The 18,836-nt window shown below is 62.2% G+C and carries 22 protein-coding genes; 20 read left to right on the forward strand and 2 right to left on the reverse strand.

The window, feature by feature from the left end:
• From P6U24_RS36380 to P6U24_RS36435, 12 genes are all read left to right on the forward strand, one after another.
• Entirely contained in the window at positions 1-279 is a 279-nt protein-coding gene (locus P6U24_RS36380) for a phage capsid protein (protein ID WP_407160836.1), read from the forward strand.
• Complete coding sequence (locus P6U24_RS36385; protein ID WP_407160837.1) at positions 272-901, forward strand: phage capsid protein; 630 nt, start codon at positions 272-274, stop codon at positions 899-901. Before P6U24_RS36380 ends, P6U24_RS36385 begins: the two co-directional genes overlap by 8 nt.
• A 70-nt stretch (positions 902-971) precedes the next feature.
• Complete coding sequence (locus P6U24_RS36390; protein ID WP_407155178.1) at positions 972-1,433, forward strand: hypothetical protein; 462 nt, start codon at positions 972-974, stop codon at positions 1,431-1,433.
• Between the two features lie 2 nt (positions 1,434-1,435).
• Complete coding sequence (locus tag P6U24_RS36395; RefSeq protein ID WP_407160838.1) at positions 1,436-2,077, forward strand: hypothetical protein; 642 nt, start codon at positions 1,436-1,438, stop codon at positions 2,075-2,077.
• Complete coding sequence (locus P6U24_RS36400; RefSeq protein WP_407160839.1) at positions 2,077-2,352, forward strand: hypothetical protein; 276 nt, start codon at positions 2,077-2,079, stop codon at positions 2,350-2,352. Before P6U24_RS36395 ends, P6U24_RS36400 begins: the two co-directional genes overlap by 1 nt.
• Positions 2,343-2,804: a hypothetical protein gene (locus tag P6U24_RS36405; protein WP_407160840.1), complete on the forward strand. Its 462-nt coding sequence runs from the start codon at positions 2,343-2,345 to the stop codon at positions 2,802-2,804. Before P6U24_RS36400 ends, P6U24_RS36405 begins: the two co-directional genes overlap by 10 nt.
• Positions 2,783-4,732, forward strand: a complete 1,950-nt coding sequence (locus P6U24_RS36410) for a hypothetical protein (RefSeq protein ID WP_407160841.1) — start codon at positions 2,783-2,785, stop codon at positions 4,730-4,732. The genes P6U24_RS36405 and P6U24_RS36410 overlap by 22 nt, the downstream gene beginning before the upstream one ends.
• Positions 4,732-5,340, forward strand: a complete 609-nt coding sequence (locus P6U24_RS36415; RefSeq protein ID WP_407160842.1) for a hypothetical protein — start codon at positions 4,732-4,734, stop codon at positions 5,338-5,340. Before P6U24_RS36410 ends, P6U24_RS36415 begins: the two co-directional genes overlap by 1 nt.
• Positions 5,340-8,021, forward strand: coding sequence for a transglycosylase SLT domain-containing protein (locus P6U24_RS36420; RefSeq protein WP_407160843.1), 2,682 nt, complete (start codon positions 5,340-5,342; stop codon positions 8,019-8,021). The genes P6U24_RS36415 and P6U24_RS36420 overlap by 1 nt, the downstream gene beginning before the upstream one ends.
• Positions 8,022-8,057: 36 nt before the next feature.
• Positions 8,058-9,500, forward strand: coding sequence for a hypothetical protein (locus P6U24_RS36425; RefSeq protein WP_407160844.1), 1,443 nt, complete (start codon positions 8,058-8,060; stop codon positions 9,498-9,500).
• Positions 9,497-11,491, forward strand: coding sequence for a hypothetical protein (locus tag P6U24_RS36430; RefSeq protein ID WP_407160845.1), 1,995 nt, complete (start codon positions 9,497-9,499; stop codon positions 11,489-11,491). The genes P6U24_RS36425 and P6U24_RS36430 overlap by 4 nt, the downstream gene beginning before the upstream one ends.
• Positions 11,488-11,913 (forward strand): hypothetical protein, encoded by a 426-nt coding sequence (locus tag P6U24_RS36435; protein ID WP_407160846.1) that lies wholly within the window; start codon positions 11,488-11,490, stop codon positions 11,911-11,913. The genes P6U24_RS36430 and P6U24_RS36435 overlap by 4 nt, the downstream gene beginning before the upstream one ends.
• Here the strand turns inward: P6U24_RS36435 and P6U24_RS36440 are convergent.
• Positions 11,876-12,133, reverse strand: a complete 258-nt coding sequence (locus P6U24_RS36440) for a hypothetical protein (protein ID WP_407160847.1) — start codon at positions 12,131-12,133, stop codon at positions 11,876-11,878. The two genes, P6U24_RS36435 and P6U24_RS36440, sit on opposite strands and share 38 nt — an antisense overlap.
• Before the next feature lie 185 nt (positions 12,134-12,318).
• Here P6U24_RS36440 and P6U24_RS36445 point away from each other — a divergent pair, with 185 nt between their 5' ends.
• Together P6U24_RS36445 and P6U24_RS36450 are read left to right on the forward strand one after the other, a co-directional pair.
• On the forward strand, positions 12,319-13,080 hold the full coding sequence (locus tag P6U24_RS36445; RefSeq protein ID WP_407155168.1) for a hypothetical protein: 762 nt from the start codon (positions 12,319-12,321) through the stop codon (positions 13,078-13,080).
• Positions 13,077-14,579: a glycosyl hydrolase family 28-related protein gene (locus P6U24_RS36450; protein ID WP_407155167.1), complete on the forward strand. Its 1,503-nt coding sequence runs from the start codon at positions 13,077-13,079 to the stop codon at positions 14,577-14,579. The genes P6U24_RS36445 and P6U24_RS36450 overlap by 4 nt, the downstream gene beginning before the upstream one ends.
• Here the strand turns inward: P6U24_RS36450 and P6U24_RS36455 are convergent.
• Complete coding sequence (locus P6U24_RS36455; RefSeq protein ID WP_407155166.1) at positions 14,538-15,605, reverse strand: acyltransferase family protein; 1,068 nt, start codon at positions 15,603-15,605, stop codon at positions 14,538-14,540. The two genes, P6U24_RS36450 and P6U24_RS36455, sit on opposite strands and share 42 nt — an antisense overlap.
• A gap of 252 nt (positions 15,606-15,857) precedes the next feature.
• Here P6U24_RS36455 and P6U24_RS36460 point away from each other — a divergent pair, with 252 nt between their 5' ends.
• The 6 genes from P6U24_RS36460 (at position 15,858) to P6U24_RS36485 (ending at position 18,664) form a co-directional block, all read left to right on the forward strand.
• On the forward strand, positions 15,858-16,502 hold the full coding sequence (locus P6U24_RS36460; protein ID WP_407155165.1) for a hypothetical protein: 645 nt from the start codon (positions 15,858-15,860) through the stop codon (positions 16,500-16,502).
• The gene (locus P6U24_RS36465; protein ID WP_407155164.1) at positions 16,502-16,726 is read left to right on the forward strand and encodes a hypothetical protein; all 225 of its coding nucleotides are present in this window, start codon (positions 16,502-16,504) and stop codon (positions 16,724-16,726) included. Before P6U24_RS36460 ends, P6U24_RS36465 begins: the two co-directional genes overlap by 1 nt.
• The gene (locus tag P6U24_RS36470) at positions 16,723-16,953 is read left to right on the forward strand and encodes a hypothetical protein (RefSeq protein ID WP_407155163.1); all 231 of its coding nucleotides are present in this window, start codon (positions 16,723-16,725) and stop codon (positions 16,951-16,953) included. Before P6U24_RS36465 ends, P6U24_RS36470 begins: the two co-directional genes overlap by 4 nt.
• Before the next feature lie 9 nt (positions 16,954-16,962).
• Complete coding sequence (locus P6U24_RS36475; RefSeq protein WP_407155162.1) at positions 16,963-17,871, forward strand: hypothetical protein; 909 nt, start codon at positions 16,963-16,965, stop codon at positions 17,869-17,871.
• A 73-nt stretch (positions 17,872-17,944) separates the two neighbouring features.
• The gene (locus P6U24_RS36480; protein WP_407155161.1) at positions 17,945-18,181 is read left to right on the forward strand and encodes a hypothetical protein; all 237 of its coding nucleotides are present in this window, start codon (positions 17,945-17,947) and stop codon (positions 18,179-18,181) included.
• 102 nt (positions 18,182-18,283) lie between these two features.
• Positions 18,284-18,664 carry a hypothetical protein gene (locus P6U24_RS36485; protein ID WP_407160848.1) on the forward strand — a complete coding sequence of 127 codons (381 nt, stop codon included), beginning with the start codon at positions 18,284-18,286 and terminating at the stop codon, positions 18,662-18,664.
• The last annotated feature ends 172 nt before the right edge of the window (positions 18,665-18,836 follow it).

Consider the following 18,836-nt stretch of genomic DNA (forward strand, 5'->3'; position numbering starts at 1 on the left):
ATGTCAGGGCCTGTCACCGACGCCCACAAGATCGAGTACAGCCGCAACGTCCAGCTTGCGGTTCAGCAGAAAACCTCGCGCTTCGAACAGGGCTTCACCTATCACGGCGACTGGAAGGGCCGTGAGATGATCTTTGAAACGCTGATCATGCCGACGACTGCCATCATCGACGGCAACCGCGGCGGCGACACCCCGAATATCGATGACAATGTCGAGCCGGTTGGCGTGGTGCCGCATCAGATCGAATGGGGCAAGCTGATCGAGAAGGAAGATGATTAAGGCGTTGACCGATTTCCAGTCGCCTTTCGTGCAGTCCGGCGCCGCTGCTATCGTGCGCGGCCGCGATACCGTGTTCGCGTCGGCGCTGTTCGGTAACCGCCTGATCGGCAAGGATGGCGCGACCGTGTCGGCCTATGACCCGACTAACAAGATCGTGCCGAACACGGTCGGATCGGCGGACGGCGCCACCGCCGTTGGCATGAATCTACGAAAGATCCAGCGGGCCAAGCGCCTGTTTCGCGCGTTCTACATCGATCTCGACAGCGAGGATCTCTGGGGGTGCCTCAACGCCCAGGGCCATGAGGAGCTGTACAACGACCTCCTGACCATCAACACCGATACGGCGAAGATGGCCTATGTCGACAATGACAAGAAGCTTGTCCATGAGGTCGCCGGCGTCAAGTTCGTCTCCTATGAGGGCCTGGGCAATTACGATGCTCAGAACTTCCTCGGATCGATCTGGTGCAAGAGTGGCATGCACTACGGCGACTTCTGGCCGCTGGAGACCCGCGCAGAGCCGAACCCGGCGAAGAAATACCGGCTGCATCCCTATATGGAAAACTGGTGGGGTGCGGCGCGGTCGGAAGACGCGAAGGTCATCAAGCTGCAACTGAAGATGTGACCCGGCGCCGGCGCCCCGCGCGCCGGCGCATCCATCGTCATCCTCGTCTCAACTCGAAAAAGGAAATCACATGGCTGTGGTGACTGGTTACGGCACCGGCTACAAGGATCCGGCGGCCCTCAACCCGGTGTCGGCGGTCTTTGCCGAAGGCACGGAAAAATCCATCAACTCGCAGATCTCGATCGCCAACGGCGACAGCGCGACGTCGGTCTACTATGTCGGCAAGGTGCCGTCGAATGCGCTGATCTCGCCGCGAAGCAATGTCTTCGTGCCGGCGACGGCAGGACTGACGGACTATTCGCTCGGCTTCACCGGCGCGCCGAAGGCCCTGATGTCATCGGTCGATGTGCATCTCGGTGGCACATTTTCGGCGGTGAGCGCGGTGGCGGTCACGAACTACATCCAGCGCGCATGGCAGCTCGCCGGCCTGGCATCCGATCCTGGCGGCATGCTTGACGTGTTTGTCACGCTCGGCGCTGCCGCCGGCGCCGCAGCACTTGTGCATAACGAGATCATCTTCAAGAAGGCCTGACGATGGTCGCGCGCGCGGGCACGGAAGTCGATGCGGCCAATCTGGCGCTGTCCGATCTCGGGCAGCCACCGATCACGTCGTTTTCCGACAACACCGCGCGCGCACGCGCCTGCCGCGTCAATTTTGGCACGGTGCGCGACGCGCTGCTGCAGCAGCACGAATGGGGCTTTGCCACCGCCTACGCACGGCCGGCTGCCGCAGTAGCGCCAGTTGGCGGCTGGCCTGGCAAATTCGCCAACCGCTTTCTGTTGCCGTCGGACTGCCTGCAGGTGCGCTATGTCGCACATAGCGGGGCCGACAGCTGGGAGGTGATTACGGCGGCCGCGGACCCCCCCGGAAGCGATGCCAATGTGAAGGTACTGTCGACCAATGATGCAGCGCCGGAGATCTGCTACACCCGCTGCATCGTCGATGTGCGACTGTGGTCGGGGCAATTCCTTAAGGGCTTTCGCCACGAGCTCGCCGCGGCTATTGCGCCACTTGTGGTCAGCTCGACAGCCAAGGCGCAGAGCGAAGCTCAACTGGCGGCGGCGGCCGTCAGCGACGCTGCTCTGATCGACGGCAAGGAGAAATCCCGTCGCACTATCTCGCGCGACACGTCCTGGCTACGCGCGCGTCGCGTCGGTCGCTGGGGCCGTCCCTGATGCCGACGCGAGAGAACGTCGAGAAAAGCTCGTTTGCCTCTGGCGAGATCTCGCCGGAATTGTCTGCTGCCACCGACCTGCGTACCTACCAGACCGGTGTCGCGCGCCAGGAAAACATGGTGACGCTGATCGAGGGCGCCATGACGCGGCGGCCTGGCACCCGTTTTGTGCTCGAGCTCAAGGATGAGACGCAAACGGGCAAGCTGTGTGGCCGCTACGCTACGCCAGCAATCAATATTACATGCTGGTGTTCAACGGCGGCAAAATGCGCGTGATGCGAGATGCGAGCTTCATCGGCGCCGCCGGCGCTCCCTATGAGATGGCCATCCCGTGGTCTGCGGCGCAGCTGCCGACGTTGCGCGGGGCGCCGCTCGGGGCGACTGTGACCTATACAGTCTCCGGCGGCCGCATGCAGGTGCTGACGCGTGCTACCGATAACAATTGGTCGCTCGCGGAATACCTGCCGCAGAACGGGCCGGTCGACCCGCAAAATCTGGACACCACGATTACTGTCATGCCGTCGGCCGTGACCGGAAATATCAATCTGGTCGGCGTCAACAATCCGTTTTCGGCGAGCTGGCTCGGCGGTGTGATGCGTCTCGATGAGGCCAATGCCTCGCTGACGACGTTATGGACGTCGCAAGAAGCGATCTCCCGGCCGGTGGCGAACATGCCGGCGTCGAACAGCCTGTTCAGTTCAGTGACATGGCCAATCCGGCCAACGTGACCGATGGCGATAATTCCACCGCGGCGACAAAAACGGATGTCACCTGCTACATCGGTTTTCACTGGAACGCGCCCCAGGCCATTTCGCGTTTCGCGATTTTGGCCGGCGTCGGGTTGGGTGACGGGACCGCGATCGTTCAAATCGAGGCATATGGATCGCAGGGTGCCGCGCCGAGCGCGGATAGTTCTGGTGTTCTACTCGGCTCAATCCAGACGACGTTGACCGGCAACCCGACGGTGATCAACGCCTATTTTGCATCACCGCCTGAGAGCACTTGGAACAATCTCTGGATCAGGATCGTCTCTGTCGCCGGCACCGCTCTGCATTATTCGATTATCACGATCCAGCCACAAGCGCCTGTCCCCGGAGCCCCGCCGGTTCTGCGCCGCTGGGGCGATAACATCTATCAGGCGGCCAGCGACGGCAACGCCGGCGCTGCGCCACCGACGCACACCTCCGGCGACGCCGCCTATGGTGGCGTGATCTGGCGATTTTACAGCCTGTATTACGGCTTCATCCGGATCACGGCGGTGGCTGATCCCAATCATGCCAGCGGCACCGTGATCCTGCGGCTGCCCGACAGTGCCTTGTTGCAGCCGTCCTATCGCTGGTCGCCCCCGTCGTGGGGCGATGGTCTTGGTTGGCCGGATTTCGTCCTGCAACATCAGCAGCGCTTCATCTTCACGCGGTTGAACCGGTTGTGGGGAACGCAGCCTGCCAACAAGACCAGTTTCTGGCTGACCGCTGACGCGACCAGTGCGCTGGATATCTCGTTGACATCGCCGGACGGCTCGCTTGTCGAGATCAAGTGGATGGCATCATCGGGCATTTTGGTGCTTGGCACGTCGGATCTGGAGTGGATGCTACGCGCGCCAGCCTCGGACGATATCCTACAGGCCCAGACCATCGACCCGGTGCCAGACAGTCAGGAAGGCTCGATCGCGCAGATCGCCACGAAGGTCGACCGGGGGGTGATCTTTGTCAGCTCGACGGGCAAGCAGCTGTTGTACGTCCGCTTCAACCAACTGACGCAGCAGCTCGATCCGCAGGAGGTCTCGGCGCAGGCCCGGCATATTCCGAAGGCCGGCGTCGTCGCCACTGCCTGGCAGAAGAATCCGAACAAGGTGCTGTGGATGGTGCTGTCGGACGGCACGCTTGCCGGCATGACCTTCATGAGTGAGCAGAAGGTTATCGCGCTCCACCGGCATCCGATGGTCAATGCGTTCGTTGAGGACATCGCTGCGCTGCCGTCGCTCGACGGCGGTCGCGTCGACGTCTACCTGATCGTGCGGCGCGTCATCAACGGGCAGACACGGCGCTATATCGAATTGATGCAGCCGTTCTTTCAGCCTGTCGATCCGGCGAACCCGACAGCTGATGGCGCATGGTTTGTCGATTGCGGACTGAGCTACAGCGGCGCTCCCGTCACCACCATTACCGGCCTCGACCACCTTGAGGGCGAAACCGTGGCGGTGTTCGCTGATGGTGCCATGCAGCAGCGAAAGAAGGTGGTCGGAGGGTCCATCATGCTTGATCGGGCCGCATCCAGCGTTGTGGCCGGTGAGCCGATCAGCTGGCGCGTCACCGACCTGCCGCGTAGCTTGCAAATCCCGGGCGGTAGCTCGCGCGGCAAGATGCAGCGCGCGAACACCGTCATCGTTGACGTGCTGAACGCGGCGAGCGGCGAGGTGCGCCTGACCTACCCGAAAGACAATCGCAATGCCGGTGATGATGATACGCCGTTCGACGACCTGATCGAGACCGGCGCCGATGACTACGGCGCTGCGGTCAAGCTGTTCACTGGCGAGATCCTGATGCAGGTAACCGGCACCAGCTCGCGCAGCGTGGTGACGGAACTGAAGGGCGATGATGCGATGCCGATCACCTTACGCGCGATCGTGCCCGACGTGATCGAGGAGGCGGACTGATGTGGCCATTGCTGCCGTTCGCGGCCGCCGGTCTTGGCGCAGCCTCCAAGCTGTTTTCCGGCTTCGCAGCCTCCGATGCGGCCGAGCTGGCGGCCAAACAGGATCGCGCGAATGCCGAGCTGTCGGACACCCAGGCACAGGTGGCGAAAATCGGTGCCCGGCAGAGCCTGACCCAAGGCGCCTGGCAGGCGGGGCAGATCGCGAGCAAGGTGAAATCGACTAATGCCGCGGCAACGTCCTATTTCACTGGCCACAACATCAATCCAGCGCTCGGCTCGCCGGTGGCGCTGGAAGGCTTTTCGGCCGGCCAGGGCGCCACCGATATGGCGCTGGCGGCCGCGCGCGGCGAAGCCGGTTACGCCGAAGGCCTGACTAAGTCGGCCAATCTGTTCGGGCAGGCTGCGAACCAGCAGTGGGCCGCCGTGAACAAGGAAAATGAGGCCACGACAGATCGCGTCTCTGGCATCTTCGGCGCAGCCACGACACTGCTGTCGGCAGGCAGCGCGCCATGGTCGAGCCTGTCGAGCATGTTCTCCGGAGCAGCCGGATCGGTTTTCGGAACGACGACGATCGGCAATCCTTGGAACACGACCGGGAGCCTGTACTGATGGCCGGTGAAGCGCCGATCTATCGTCAACAGCTCGAGGTGCCCGACGCGCCACAGGGCGTCATTCAGCCGCTGTCAGATCAACGGTCCAGCAACGCCGGGGCGCTGGGGGCGATCGCCGACGCGGGTGAGAAGATCGCGGCGTTCACGAATAAGCTGTACACCGCGCAACAAGAGACCGCGGCGTCGACTGCTCGGGCTAGCTACTTGACGGGACTGAGCCAGGCGCAGGACGACGCCGTCAACGATCCCGACTATCAGAACGCGCCGCGTAAATTCGAGGCCAAGGTCAACCAGCTGCAGGGCGACGCGCTGGCGCAAGTCGATGATCCAAGGACGCAGGCCGAGATGCGGCTGCATCTGCAGGTCGCGGGGATCTCCGCCCAGGGCAAGGTCAATGCGGCAGCGCTAGCGCGGCAGACCAACCAGAGCGTCGCCAGCCTCGACACAGCCACTGATGGCCTGGTGCAGCGCTCGTCGCAGGCCGGTAGCCTCTATGAGCGCAAGGCACTTCGCGATAGCGCATTCGCAGGCATCGATGCCGCGGTCGCCGCTGGACAGATCGATGCTACCAACGGCGTCGCGCGCGCGGCAGCGCGCTTCGACCACCAGCTGGCAACCTTCGATGTCGCGCGCGACATGGCGGCGAACCCGGCGCAGACGGTCGCCAATCTGGACGATCCCGCGAAATATCCCGGATTGATGCCGTTCGAGCGTGAGAGCCTGAAACAGCAGGCAGTCGTCGCTCATGATGAGCAGGAGCGGTTGCGCGGCGACGATCTCGCCAAGCGCGATCCCGCGGTCGCGGCCGCGCGCTATGGCGTGCTGAGTTCGCGGCCGCTGGCTGACCAGATCTACAACCGCATCATCATTCCGCAGGAAAGCGGCGGCAATCCGAATGTCGTGAGCCCAGCCGGCGCGGTCGGTCTCGGGCAACTGTTGCCGGCCACCGCGCGCGACCAGGCCAAAAAGCTCGGGATGAATGATATCGCGGCGCTTGACGATGCAACGCTGGCGGAGCGGCTGAAGGACCCGGCGCTGAACACGAAGCTCGGCAGCTCCTTCTGGGCCGACCAGCTGCAACATTACGGCGGGAATGTCTTTGCCGCAGCGGCGGCCTATAATGCAGGTCAGGGCAGCGCCGCCAAGCCCAGGGCCGATGCATGGGACGCCGCGGCGCGGGCGCAGTTCGGCGATCATTATTCGGCGGCACAGCTCGCCAGCGTAATCCCGATCAAGGAGACGCGAGACTACGTGCTGTCAGTGGCGCGTCGGCTCGGCGTCGATACGGACGCGCCGTCGCTGTCGTTCCGCGGCTCGTATGGCGTTGCCGCGGCGGTCGACCAGGAGCTGCGCCGCCAGGCCAACGCGCAGCGCACTCAGGATAATGCGCTGATCTCGTTGACATCAGCTGATCGCGACGAGATCGCGAGCGCATTCAAGCAGGGCTATGCGGTCAATCCGCAAGCGCTGCAGGCGGTCAAGCAGCCGCTGATCGATGCAGCCTCGCGCGGCGATATCGATGCCGCGGTTAAGTTGCGGCAATTCGAGCAGGCGGAAGCAACCTATCCATTGGTCGCGGAGGCCTATCGGCATACGCCGGAGGAGGTCGGCGCGACGGTCGCTGCCATGCAGGCCGCCGCTGCGGAGGGGAAGCTTGATCCACAGGCGCTGCGGCGGCTCGACGTGCTGCAGGGTGTCAACCGCGAAATGGCGACCGCGCGGACCGGCAATCCGGTTGGGCTCGCCGAGCGTCAGCTTGGGCCTCAGAGCGTGATCAACCTGAAGCCGCCCCAGGATGCGCGCGATCCGCAGTTTGCCACGTTGTTGACGGCGCGCGCGGCGACCGCAACCGCCGCCAACAACCAGTATGGCGGCGCGTTCAAGTTCTTCAAGCCGGAGGAGCTCGCCGCGTTCAAGCCGTGGTTCGACAATCTGGAGCCGGCGCAGCAGGCGGCCGCGATCGGCACCATCGCGCGAGCCACAGCGGGGGCGGCGCGACAGGCTGCCTTCAGCGAGATCAGTGACGGCAAGCCGTCGACCGTGTTTGCGGCCGGGCTGTTTGGCCAGGCGCCCGATATCGCTCAGAGCATCATGGAAGGGGCGAAGGCGGAGGACACCTATCTGCCCGACAAGGCCAACCGGGTAGCCTATGAAACTGCAAAGACCACGGCATTGCCGCCGGCGCTGTTCGTGACATCAGGGCGTATCGATCCAAATGGGCCGCTCGCTGCCATGAACGACGCGATCGACGCACGCTACGCCTATCTCTCGGCGCAGGCCAATGACAACAGCAAGGTGTTGAGCTCGTCGCGGCTGAAACAGGCTGCGACCGATGTTACCGGAGGCATCGTCTGGCACAATGGCGTGCCGGCGATCGCGCCGCAGCGGGGCATGACGCAGCGTGAATTCGACGGAGTGATCTGGGGCGTAACCGATCAGGATCTCGCGGCAGCCCGGACCACGGGCGGCACGCCGATCACGGCGGAGTTTCTGCGCGGCAGTGCGCGGCTGCGGGCGCGATCAGACGGCCAGTATTACGTCCAGCTCAACCAGGATGATGCCAAGCCAGCGTTCGCGGTGACGGCAGCCGGTGCGCCCTTCGTGCTCGACCTGCGCAACCGTCGGCCGGTGACACTACCGATGCCGGATGCGTTCGACAATGCGGCGCCGCTACCCTGACGGTTGACGTTCCAGTGTGGGGCCTAGCCTCGCGCCATGAGCCTTGACGTTTTCGACAGCACGATCCGTAACAGCGATGCTGAGGTGGCGGCCAACGCAGCGCACGACCTGCCGGCTGGCTTTGGCGAGGCATTCGCGGCCAGCTGGAATTCGATCCGGGAGTGGCACAATTTCGGCGCCTTCTATACCGCGCGCGCGAATGTTTATAACGACTGGCGCGAGGATATCCGGCAAAAGACTGGCGAAACACTGCCAGTACTAGGCGCCCAACCGGGAGAGGAGGAGAGCCTGGCCGGTATGGCGCCGGTCACCCTCGACGAGGTCAATGCGCGGCTTGCCAAGATCAAGGAGACGTATCCCGGGCTTGACTACATCACGCCGCTGACTGATCGCGATCTCGACAGCATGACCTATGTGCGCATGGCCAAAGCGCGTGGCGATGCAGCCGCGATGGCTGCGCGGGAAAAGACCTGGGGCGGCACATTCGGCAGCGCCTCCGGGACGGTACTCGGCGGATTGACTGATCCGGTCACCATCGCGACCTTGCCGCTCGGCGGCGTCGGCGAGGCTGGCATCGCTCTGCGTGCGCTGGAGTTTGGCGTTATTGCCGCCGGCAGTGAAGGCATCGATGCCGCCGCGAACTATAAAAGCCATGAGGCGGCCGTTCCTGGATCGTCAGCCGAGATCCCGGGCGAGATCATCAGCGCCGGTCTGTTCGGCGCTGGCCTTGGCGGCGCATTCGGACTACTCGGCAAAGCTCTCGGCGCAGGCCGCCGTGTATTACCGACCGCGCTGCGCGATGACGTCAATGCGGCGACTTCAGAGGCGCAGCTCAACGCCAGCAATGTGTTCACCGGTGCGGCGGCCGAGAGCGCAAACCGCGATGCGGTGACGGATGCGGTGCGATCGGCGAATGGCGAGCCCGTGACGTCGGGTGCGTCATTTGACGCGGCGCATGTCGCGAGCCTCGCGACCGATGGGGGCGCAAAGGAAGCCGATGCGCTGACTGCGGCCGCCGAGGCCAGGCTACGGCCGCTGACGTCTGGTGAGATACCCGACGTCGAAAGCTTCGATCGCGTGCCGGAAGCCGGCGAGGGTGCCGCGAGCTATTGGGAGGATCGGCTCGCAAGCGCAACGGCTGAGGAGCGCGCAGCGCTCGGCGCAACGGATGACGTTGGGCTCGATCCTGGCGAGAAGATAGACGGCGGGCCGAATGTTGCGCCGTCGGATCTGACACGGGAGCAACTGTCGGCGCTTTCGGATGATCCGCATCTGCCCGACGTGCAGGCGCACGATCTCGAGCATTTGCTCGCCGCAAATCCCGAGATGGAATTCACGACGCAGACGCGGCTCGATGATGGGAGCTACCGGCTCGATAGCCGGCCGCTGAAGGATGTGCTCGCCGAGCTCGGCGAACAAGAGACTGCGGCGAAGGAGCTGCGGGCCTGTGTGATTGGGTTGGAGGCGGCTGCCGAATGAGCGTGCGCGATTGTCTCGACAGGCTGGTCAAGCAAAGGAAGATCTCGCGCGTCACGGCGCAACAGGCCGATGCACTGTGGCGGCGCTACCAGAACAAGTTCTCGCTCGACCTGCCGCCGGCGCAAGCCGATGCGGCCGCAGCGCTGCAGACCGCGCGCGAGATGCTGCAGTCTACCCGGCGAAAGAAGAATGCGGTCGCGATGCAGGTCAAGCGGCAGACCGCAGTCGAGCGCGAGCAGATGAGCCATCCGTGGGGACCGGCGGCCGGCGGCATGGCGATCCTAACCCGCGACATCTACCGGCTCGGCGGCGAGAACGTCGACACCCGTGCCCAGGCGCTGCGGGAGGTGCTGTTCTCGAAATTCAACGCCGGGATCGAGGCCTACAAATCGACCATGGCCGGATTGAAACAGAACGCGGCCGGCGCGCGCAACCTGGTCAGGGAGTTGTTCGAAGTCGACAGCGGCGACGCCGTCGCCAAGGCAGCCGCCAAGGGTTGGCAGGACGCCACCGAGTGGGGCAGCAAATATGTGCAGAGCGCCGGCAAGATCTTCGAGGAGATGGAAAATTGGCGCATGCCGCAGTTCTGGTCGGCAGATCGTGTCAGGCGGTTCGGCATGGGCGATGCGTTTCAGGCCGATGTGCTCAATGCTGTCGCCGCCGGCGGTCTTAAGGTGTTCGATAAGGAGGCGCAGGAATTCGCCACCAATCCTGCGCGGATCCGCGTGCTGGTCGCGAAGGCGGCGCGTGATATCATCACCGAGGCCGGCAGCGCGCCCGCATTCTCCAAGGAGATGCGCACCTTCCATTTTCCGCAAGGCGAAGTGGGCTTCAAAGCGTTCGATGCGCTTCAGACGAAATACGGCGCTGGCAACGATATCATCGGCACTCTGACCGGCCATCTCGGCGCGATGGCGCGCGAGGCTGCGCTGGTCGACGTGCTCGGCCCGCAGCATGCGGCGACCGCGGCGATGCTGGCGAAGAACGCGCGGCACTGGGAGCGGCTCGGCAAACAGGGGCAGGGCAGAGTGCGGCCGGCGCGGATGCTGGGGCTGGAAAGCGGCAGTGCTATCGATCGCACCTATGCCGTGCTGTCGGGTAAGGCCAACGGCGTCGAGAATACGTTCTGGGGCGGCATCATGGGCGGCGCGCGCTCGCTTCTGACCGCGTCCTCGCTTGGCTCGGCGGTGATCCCGGCGACGATCGGCGACAGCGTCACAGCACTGCTCGCGGCGCGCTATAATGGCATGGAAGGCGGCAAGGTGCTGGCGCGCACCGTCGAGCTGCTGACGGGCGAGAACCCGCAAGCCCAGGAAGACGCAGCGCGGCTGCTCGTGACCGGCCACGCTATGAGCGATCATGCAATCGCGACGCGCCGCTACACCGATCAGCTGGCAGCGCCCGAGCTCTTGCGCAAGATCTCCGACACGGTGGTACGCGCCTCCGGCCTCAACGCGTGGACCGAAGGCATCAAGAAGGCGTTCTCGCTGGAGATGATGGCCTTTGTCGCCAGGCAGCGCGGCATCGCCTATGGCGCGCTCGAAGCGCCGTTCAAGTCATTCCTCGACCGCTACCGGATCTCGCCGGCCGAATGGGATCAATTGCGCGCACGCCCGACCTTCGATTTTCGCGGCGCCAAATTCTTCGATACATCGACGGCGGTCGATGATCCCGTTGTGCGCAAACTCTACGAAGGGGTACTGCAGGAGCGGGCGCTCGCGGTGTTGGAGCCGGACGCCCGAGTGCGCGCGTTCACGACCGGTGGCGTGCGCTCCGGCTCGCTGCTCGGCGAAGTGGCGCGCTCGCTGTCGATGTTCCAATCGTTCTCAATGACGATGATCACAACCCACATGATGGCGCTGGCGATAAAGGACGGTGTTGCCGGCAACCGTGCTCTCAATAATGCGCTGTTCTACACGCTGCATCTGCCGCCGGCGCGGCGATCGTGCAGGCGCGCCAGGTGCTGCAGGGCAAGGATCCGATCGATATGACCAACCCGAAATTCTGGTGGCAGTCGGCGGTGCAGGGCGGCGGCGCCGGCTATTTCGGCGACCTGGTCGGCGGCGTAACCGGCGCGGCCGATCGCACCGTGATCGGCAAGTTCTCGGGCCCGATCGGCGGCTTTGTCGACGACACTGCGCGCGCGGCCAATGCGATCGCGACGGGCAAGGGAGGCGGCATCGGCGCGGGCATCGATCTGCTGAAGCATATCGTTCCTGGCTCTAACCTATGGTTCTCGCGGCTGGCGACCGATCGGCTGATCTTCGACCAGATCCATCGCGCTATCGACCCGCAATATGCCCAGAGCTTTGCCCGGCGCGAGCAGCGCGCGATTCAGCAGTACAACCAGCATTCCTGGTGGCATCAGGGCGATCTCACGCCGGAGCGCGCGCCGAGCCTGTTCGGACGGTAGGGATTGTCGTTAAGGCTGCCTGATGTTCCGCCTCAAGCCTCTTGCAAGCCGCACGGTCGATTTCCTTTATTGGGATGACCATGGCCACTGCGATATGCTTACTGCCTGATCTCCGGGGTTTCGAACCTTTGGTCTCTGCATCTACCTGCGTGTGGAAGAGGATGCCGCTATAATAGAACTCGCCCTTCTTGTTCTCGAAAATGTTGGTGTAGTAGGTCATTTAATATCTCCTATATTATTGAATGAATTCGAGAATTATACCGGGCTGCGGAAAGCGTTCAATTTTTCTGACGAGAAAAATTCGCATGGTCGGGCACGGCCTGGTGACGGGCCAATCATCGAAGGCTGACTAGGGCCACAGGCGGCTAACGGTTGACGCCTTTGCTGCGGTCTTAGCGTCGCGGCATGACAGTCTCCTCGGAAGCCTGCGGCCCGACCAATCTACGCTGGACCGGCGTGGAAACCTCGTTCACGCCGGGCTGGCAGGCGCAGGACGTCGCTGCTGTCGAGGTCTATTACCTCGCCGATGCCCCTGGTAGCGCAGAGGTGCTGCTGACATTGGGCATCCACTATGCGGCGGCGCTGGCCGCCGGCACCGGTTTCGTCACGGCAACACCGGTCGCATTGCCGCCAGCGCCCGGCACCCTGACATTTCTGCGCAAGACGCCTGCGCTGCAAGAAACCGATTTTCAGAACTTGCGCAGCTTTGACGCCGCGACCCATACGCGGCTGCACGATGCGGCTGCCATGCGAGACGCCGAGCAGCGTCGTGACATCCTCTCCGCATTCGGCGCTGATCCCACGCAGGCGATGATCGCAGCGGCGAGCGCGATTCTGGCCGAGGCGATTAATGCGGTGCTCGGGGCGCCGCCGACTAAGATCGACATTACGAAGTCGCCCTATCAGGTGCAGTTCGGCGATCTCTACCTCGCCGTTGATACGTCCGGCGGTCCGGTCGTGATCGAGCTGCCTCCCGCAATCGCGCGCGCGGGACGGCCGGTGATCGTCAAGGATTTCACCGGACACGCGGCCGCGGCTGGCCGCAACATCAGCATCATCCCGAACGGCGCGGAGACCATTGAGGGTCTCAACCCGCTTCCGATCAAGGCCAACTACGGCGGCTTCCGCCTCCGTCCCTCCACACTGAAATATGTGATCGACCCATGACCAGGCTGACATCGCTGCTTGCCGGCGCGTTGCTGTGCGCTCTCTCGACCGCTGTTGCGAGTGGACAAACTGGCCAGCTCGATCCATGGCAGGTGTGGGGTAACTTTACCGCGCAGCCTGCGCCTGCCTCTCCGACGTCATTCGCGAACGGTGTTGCGCAATTTCTTGTTACGCCATCGAGCGCCAATCTGCGCGCGGCGATGACTGATCCGACAGGTACCGGTCTTCTGTACTTCCAGGGCGGCGCATTGGGCCAGCCGTCGTCGGCAGATCTGGCTCATGCAACGAATTTGCCGCTAGGTACCGGCGTGATCGGAAATCTCCCGATCGCGAACACCTGTCCCGGCTTGACTGGCGCGTCGAGCTCGACATTCCTGCGCGGCGACTGCCAATGGGCGACGCCAGCCGGGGCCGGTAACGTTACCGGTCCTGGGTCATCAACGGTGGGTCATATCACGACGTTCGGCGGCACGCTCGGAACGGCGATCCAGGATCAGGCGACAGTCACGACTGATCAGAATCATGTTTACAGTGGCAATATTACTGCATCTGGCACCAACCAGATGCAGGGCAATACATACTTCGGCGGCGCGCCCTGGTTCGACGTTAAGTCTCCCGCACATAGCTGCGCGGCTGCCATAGGCAATGGAGCGGCCGATGATACATCCGCAATTCAATGCCACATCAATTATTTGAATTCCACGTATGGCGGCGGGTTCGTATTTTTTCCTCCTGGAACCTATCTTGTCTCTGGCGCAGGATTAACCGTTTCTGCGGGCGTGTGGCTAGAAGGAAGCGGAATCGCAAGCTCGATCCAGGTGTCGACGGACAGCATGGCTGTCTCGTTTTCGACATCGGGCGGCACGTGCCCAGGAGGCGGGCATCTTGGAGGATTGGAAAAACTGCAGGTCTTAGGTTTTCAGACCAACACCTCAACGCAGCCTGCGGTAAAGATCGGGGCAAACTGCTCTGTCACGATCCGCGACGCCAGGATCTGGTTCGGGGCACAGGGACTTGTCAACAACGGTGTCGATAGCCTTGTAGAAAACAGTTACATCTGCGGCTGGCAGCAGTGCGTTTTCAGTCAAGGCGCAAACTGGTATGTCAGGGTAAAGCTCGACAGCATCGGTATCACCATGGTCGGCACTAGTGCTGCCTTCATGCAGGGTGCGTACATAGGGCCGGGTGGTGCTACAGCTATCGCTGAAAATCATTTCACTCAGACCGATTTCAGCGGCACGTACTCCTATTCGATCTACATCGATGACACCAACAACGCGTCCGCCATCACTCATATCGATGGTGGCGTCCTCTCGTCAGCTATCATGCTAAATCATCATAGGTTTACGATGATAACTGGCACTGAAATCGGATCCACGTCGTTCGCAAATAACAATGGCGCAATGCTGATGTCATCTACTACAGCACTTGCTTCCGTCACCATTTCAGGTGCCGGGTCACGATCCTGCGGATCTAACGCTGGCTTCACGAACTGTTAATGGTCGCTGCGTCCAATTGAGGATACGAAGGCCGTTCATCGCTGACCGTTCGATGAACCTGTACGAAAGCAGGGACAGGATGATTGTCACTGCGAAACCAACCACCAAGACGCGCGGCAGACCAAAGTGAGATAGATGTGCCCACTGCGTTATGATCGCGGTGACCACAAGCGGGTGAATCAGGTACATCGAATACGACGCATCGCCCAGCGCAACGACGGCCCGCTGAATAGACGGATGTCCGCTCGGCCATGGCCCGAGCACACCGGCTGTGAAGATCATGGCAGTGGGCAAGCCCCACACAAGCAATCGGTCATTGGACGGCATTCCGCCGCCGCCGATGTGGTGCTGAAAACCATAGATGATTGTGACCGCAATCAGCACTAGCAGCGTGCGCGCGAGAGCGGGAAGTTTGATCGATTTTCGGTATGCGATGGCGATCGCCATGCCGAGCGCGAATTCGATGATGATCGGATCGCACCAGAACCTAAGCGGTGTCGGCTGATCTATAAATCCGAAATGGCCGAGCGCGGCCATGATAGCCAGGGCGAGACCGACGGCGGCTAGCGCCCATTTGCGCGGGAGCATCAGGGTGGCCGCGAACATGACGTAGAACATCATCTCGTAGTTCAAGGTCCAGCCAACCCCGAGCAGCGGAGTGGCCTGCCCATAAGTGGGATTCGAGACGTACGGAACGAAGAAGAGAGATCCAGCCAAAGATGCCCATGTGACGCTGGGGGCGAACGCCAGCGCGATCAGCGTCGCCAACCAGTATGGCGGGACAACTCGTGAAAGCCGGCGACCGAAGAAGATTGCCGGCGCACCCGGCGAGCCGAACAGCTTCTCTGACGAGTGCACCATGATAAAGCCGGAGATGACGAAGAACAGATCGACGCCGCTGGCCAGGGAATAGAGCGGGATCCAGTCGTCGCCGTGGCCGCTCAAAATGAGCTGTGCTTGACTGAAATGGCACAAAACAACGGACAAGGCTGCCACGGCGCGTAAAGCTTGGACCGAAACGAGCATGAACGAAAGCGCCTTCCTAAAGGTACGATTTTCCCAAAAGGTATGTTTTGACCCATACATCGCAACCTCAACGCGATCAATTGGATTATGCGACCGTAAATCGCGCAGATTGTCATTGACTGAAGCAAACGAGCAACAACCAGCAACAGAGGTTAGCCGTCCCATCAGGTCAGGGAATGATCCGCCGATCGCGCCTTACGGTTGACGACGCCGAAACTGCGCCACTTTCGCGGAAGGCGAGAGGGCGAACCGATGAGCGTCAAGGTATTTGCGATCAAGGCAGCCAACGCCCGGCGCTGGCACGCGATGCACATCAAGGCCAATCTGCTCCCCGACTTCGACGCCACCGCAAAGCGGCTATCAGCGCCTGACGCCAAGGCGCGTTATCAGGGCGTCACTGACCGCCTGGTCGAGCTGAAGCTGCAGCCGGTGCCGTGGTGGTTCATTGCCATCGTCAGCGAGCGGGAATATGGCGGGCCGCCGCATTGGGATCGCCAGCTCGCCCAGGGCGATCCGCTGCATGCTGTCTCGACGCATGAGCCAAAGGGAAGGGGCCCGTTCCTGGCGCATGCGGACGACGTGACGCCAGGCCGTGATGCATGGACCAGGGGCTGTCTCGATGCGCTGATCGACTGCGCACCGCATGCAGCGAATTGGACCGACTGGTCAGTCGGCGGCGTACTGACGCTGTTTGAAGAGTACAACGGCATCGGCTACGCGATCCGCGGCATCGCCTCACCCTATGTCTGGTCAGGCACGGATCAGTATGACCACGGCAAGTTCACGGCGGACGGCGTCTTCAATGCCCGCAAGGTCGACGTGCAGGAAGGCTGCGCGCCGATCCTCGCGCGGATGATGGTGCTGGATCCGTCCATCACGTTCGCGGAGGCGGCGTGATGTGCATGATGGGCGACTGCATCGATCTCAGCTTCTGGGTCTACCACGGTTGGATCATCACAGCCGTGGTCTACGCGATCTATGTGCTGTTTGCCCTTGCGCTCGCGTGGCTCCTCAGGTGCATCGTTTTCACGCACTCGAAATTCGCCGCGCTGGCCTATGTCGCGTGTGCTGCGCCGCTGGCGGTTGCCCTCATTCAGTTTGCTCTCGGAAACGCTCCATGAACACTCCCTGGATCGTCGGAGCGCTGCTCGCTATCGCGTTCTTCGTAGTGTTCGAGTTTCTCGCCTTCCGGCATCCCGATCGCTTCAACACGCTTTCGCATTGCGTCGCGAGTGTTGGCGCGACGTGGCCGCTGTCGATCTGGCTGATGGGTCTCTTCGCCGGAATTCTCGCCTCACATTTCTTTTGGCCGTGGTGCGCCAACCCACTCGGGCATGGTGCTGGATAGGAGCAGGACATGAATTGGGAACTGGTTAAGCCTTGGGCTGCACAGATCGCGCGCGACACTCTCCGGACGCTCGGGATGGCATTGGCGTCCTACGGCATCATCAAGGACGGTGCCGGCGTCGAAGCGTTCATCGGCGCCGGTATGACGCTGGCCGGCATCTTCTGGGGATGGTTCACCACGACCGGCTATCTACAAATCGAGGGCCTGCTGAAGAAGCTGACGGCCACCAGGACGGCCAAGGATGCCGCGGTTGCAGCCGAGGTGTTGCCGCATGCCGCGGCTGTCGACAGCGGCTCCAAGGCCGCGGCTGTTCGATCGGTCACCGGCTCCGTCGCCACCGTGTTGCTGGTTGCTTTCGCGCTATCATTTTTGCTGGCAAGTGCTGGAGGCGCGATGGCGCAAGCGGCGCGCCGGCCAGCGGCGGCTCAGCAGCAAGGCCCGGTCCTCACCGGCGACCTGATCCAGGATGCCAAGAACGGCTTCAAGGGTGATCCGGCCACCGGCGTGCAGTTGACCGGAAATCTGAAGAAGGATGCGCTGGCGGTCTGGCAGAAGATCCAACAAGCCAGCCACGACGATCTCGTGTATGCGTCGCTGATGGCCGGTGCCGCTAATACGCCTGCCTCGAAGACGCGCAAGCAGTGCTGGGACGCTATCATCGCGATCAACGAGCAGGCCAACGGCAAAGGGCTGAAGAACGCCGACGGCACGGACGCCGCAAAGCCGGACCCGTCGCTGTTCAGCGATATTGAGACGTCAGCCGAGATCGTCGACAGCCTCTCACCGCAAGGACCGCTCTATACATCATGCGCAGGGGCGGCGCAGCTGTTTCAGGCTAACGTGATCCAATTCATCTCGGCCGCCGTGGCTGGCGTCGCCGGCATGGCGAAGCTGGCGCCGATCCCGGGACTGATGTAGCGCCGGCCGCGACGGAACGGAATGCAAGCCGATGATGGTAAGCCCTGAATGGATACTTGCAATCTGTGCCGGGGTGACCCTGCTGATCCTGATCATGGGGACGGTCGTTGGCGCGACCCTCTGGATCATCCGGCAGATCAGGGACATGAAGAAGGAGATCCTGGCTGACTTCGACCAGAAGCACTCCGACAATGCGGCGACCATTAAGGCGCTCGAGCAGCTGGTACTGCGGCATGACCTGATCCTCGAGCCAGAATTCAATGGATCGGGCCGCAGCCAGTACACCGCGAGGCAGCGTCCGCGCCAATAGGTCTCTGCAACCCATCGGACGTCATATATGTGATATCAACTATTTGGATGTATCAGGGGCACGGTTTGACCCAAAAGAAGACATAATCAAATATCCGTCTCCGTGGGACGCAAGCGAATCAACGAAGAGGCGACGCCGGCCAGGTTTCCAAAGGGAACGCTGGCGCGGATTGACCGTTTGCTTGCGGAAAAGGAGAAGCGGGCAGACTTCATTCGCGAGGCTGTCGAGGGCGAGGCCAGGCGCCGTGAGGCTAGCCAAGCAGGAGAGCTGACCGGCCCTCGCTCAAGGGTCAGGATGCAGCAGGCCGGCGAAATCCGTGAGGGCGACGAGGAAATCAAACTGCGCAGCGAGCCATTCCTTGTCGATGCTGATTGCTATGATGAGATGACGCGCATCTTCGCCGATGATCTGGATTTTTGGTCGGGGCTGGGGATCGTTGTCGCGGCGGGCGTCGTCGGTACTCATCAAAACTATTCCCTTTGAATCGCGCGGATTGCCGTTGATCGGTCTTGCTCGCGGTAATGGAATAGTGAGCCATCAAAGTGATATCATGTAAATCACGGATGCTCGTAAGCTTAGCAGTTCCTGAACAGATGCGTCAGAATGCGACACGTAAGTTATTGATTTTGTTATATCTTGGGTAACTGTAAATCAG

The organism is Bradyrhizobium sp. STM 3557 (assembly GCF_045571465.1).
Lineage (GTDB): Bacteria > Pseudomonadota > Alphaproteobacteria > Rhizobiales > Xanthobacteraceae > Bradyrhizobium.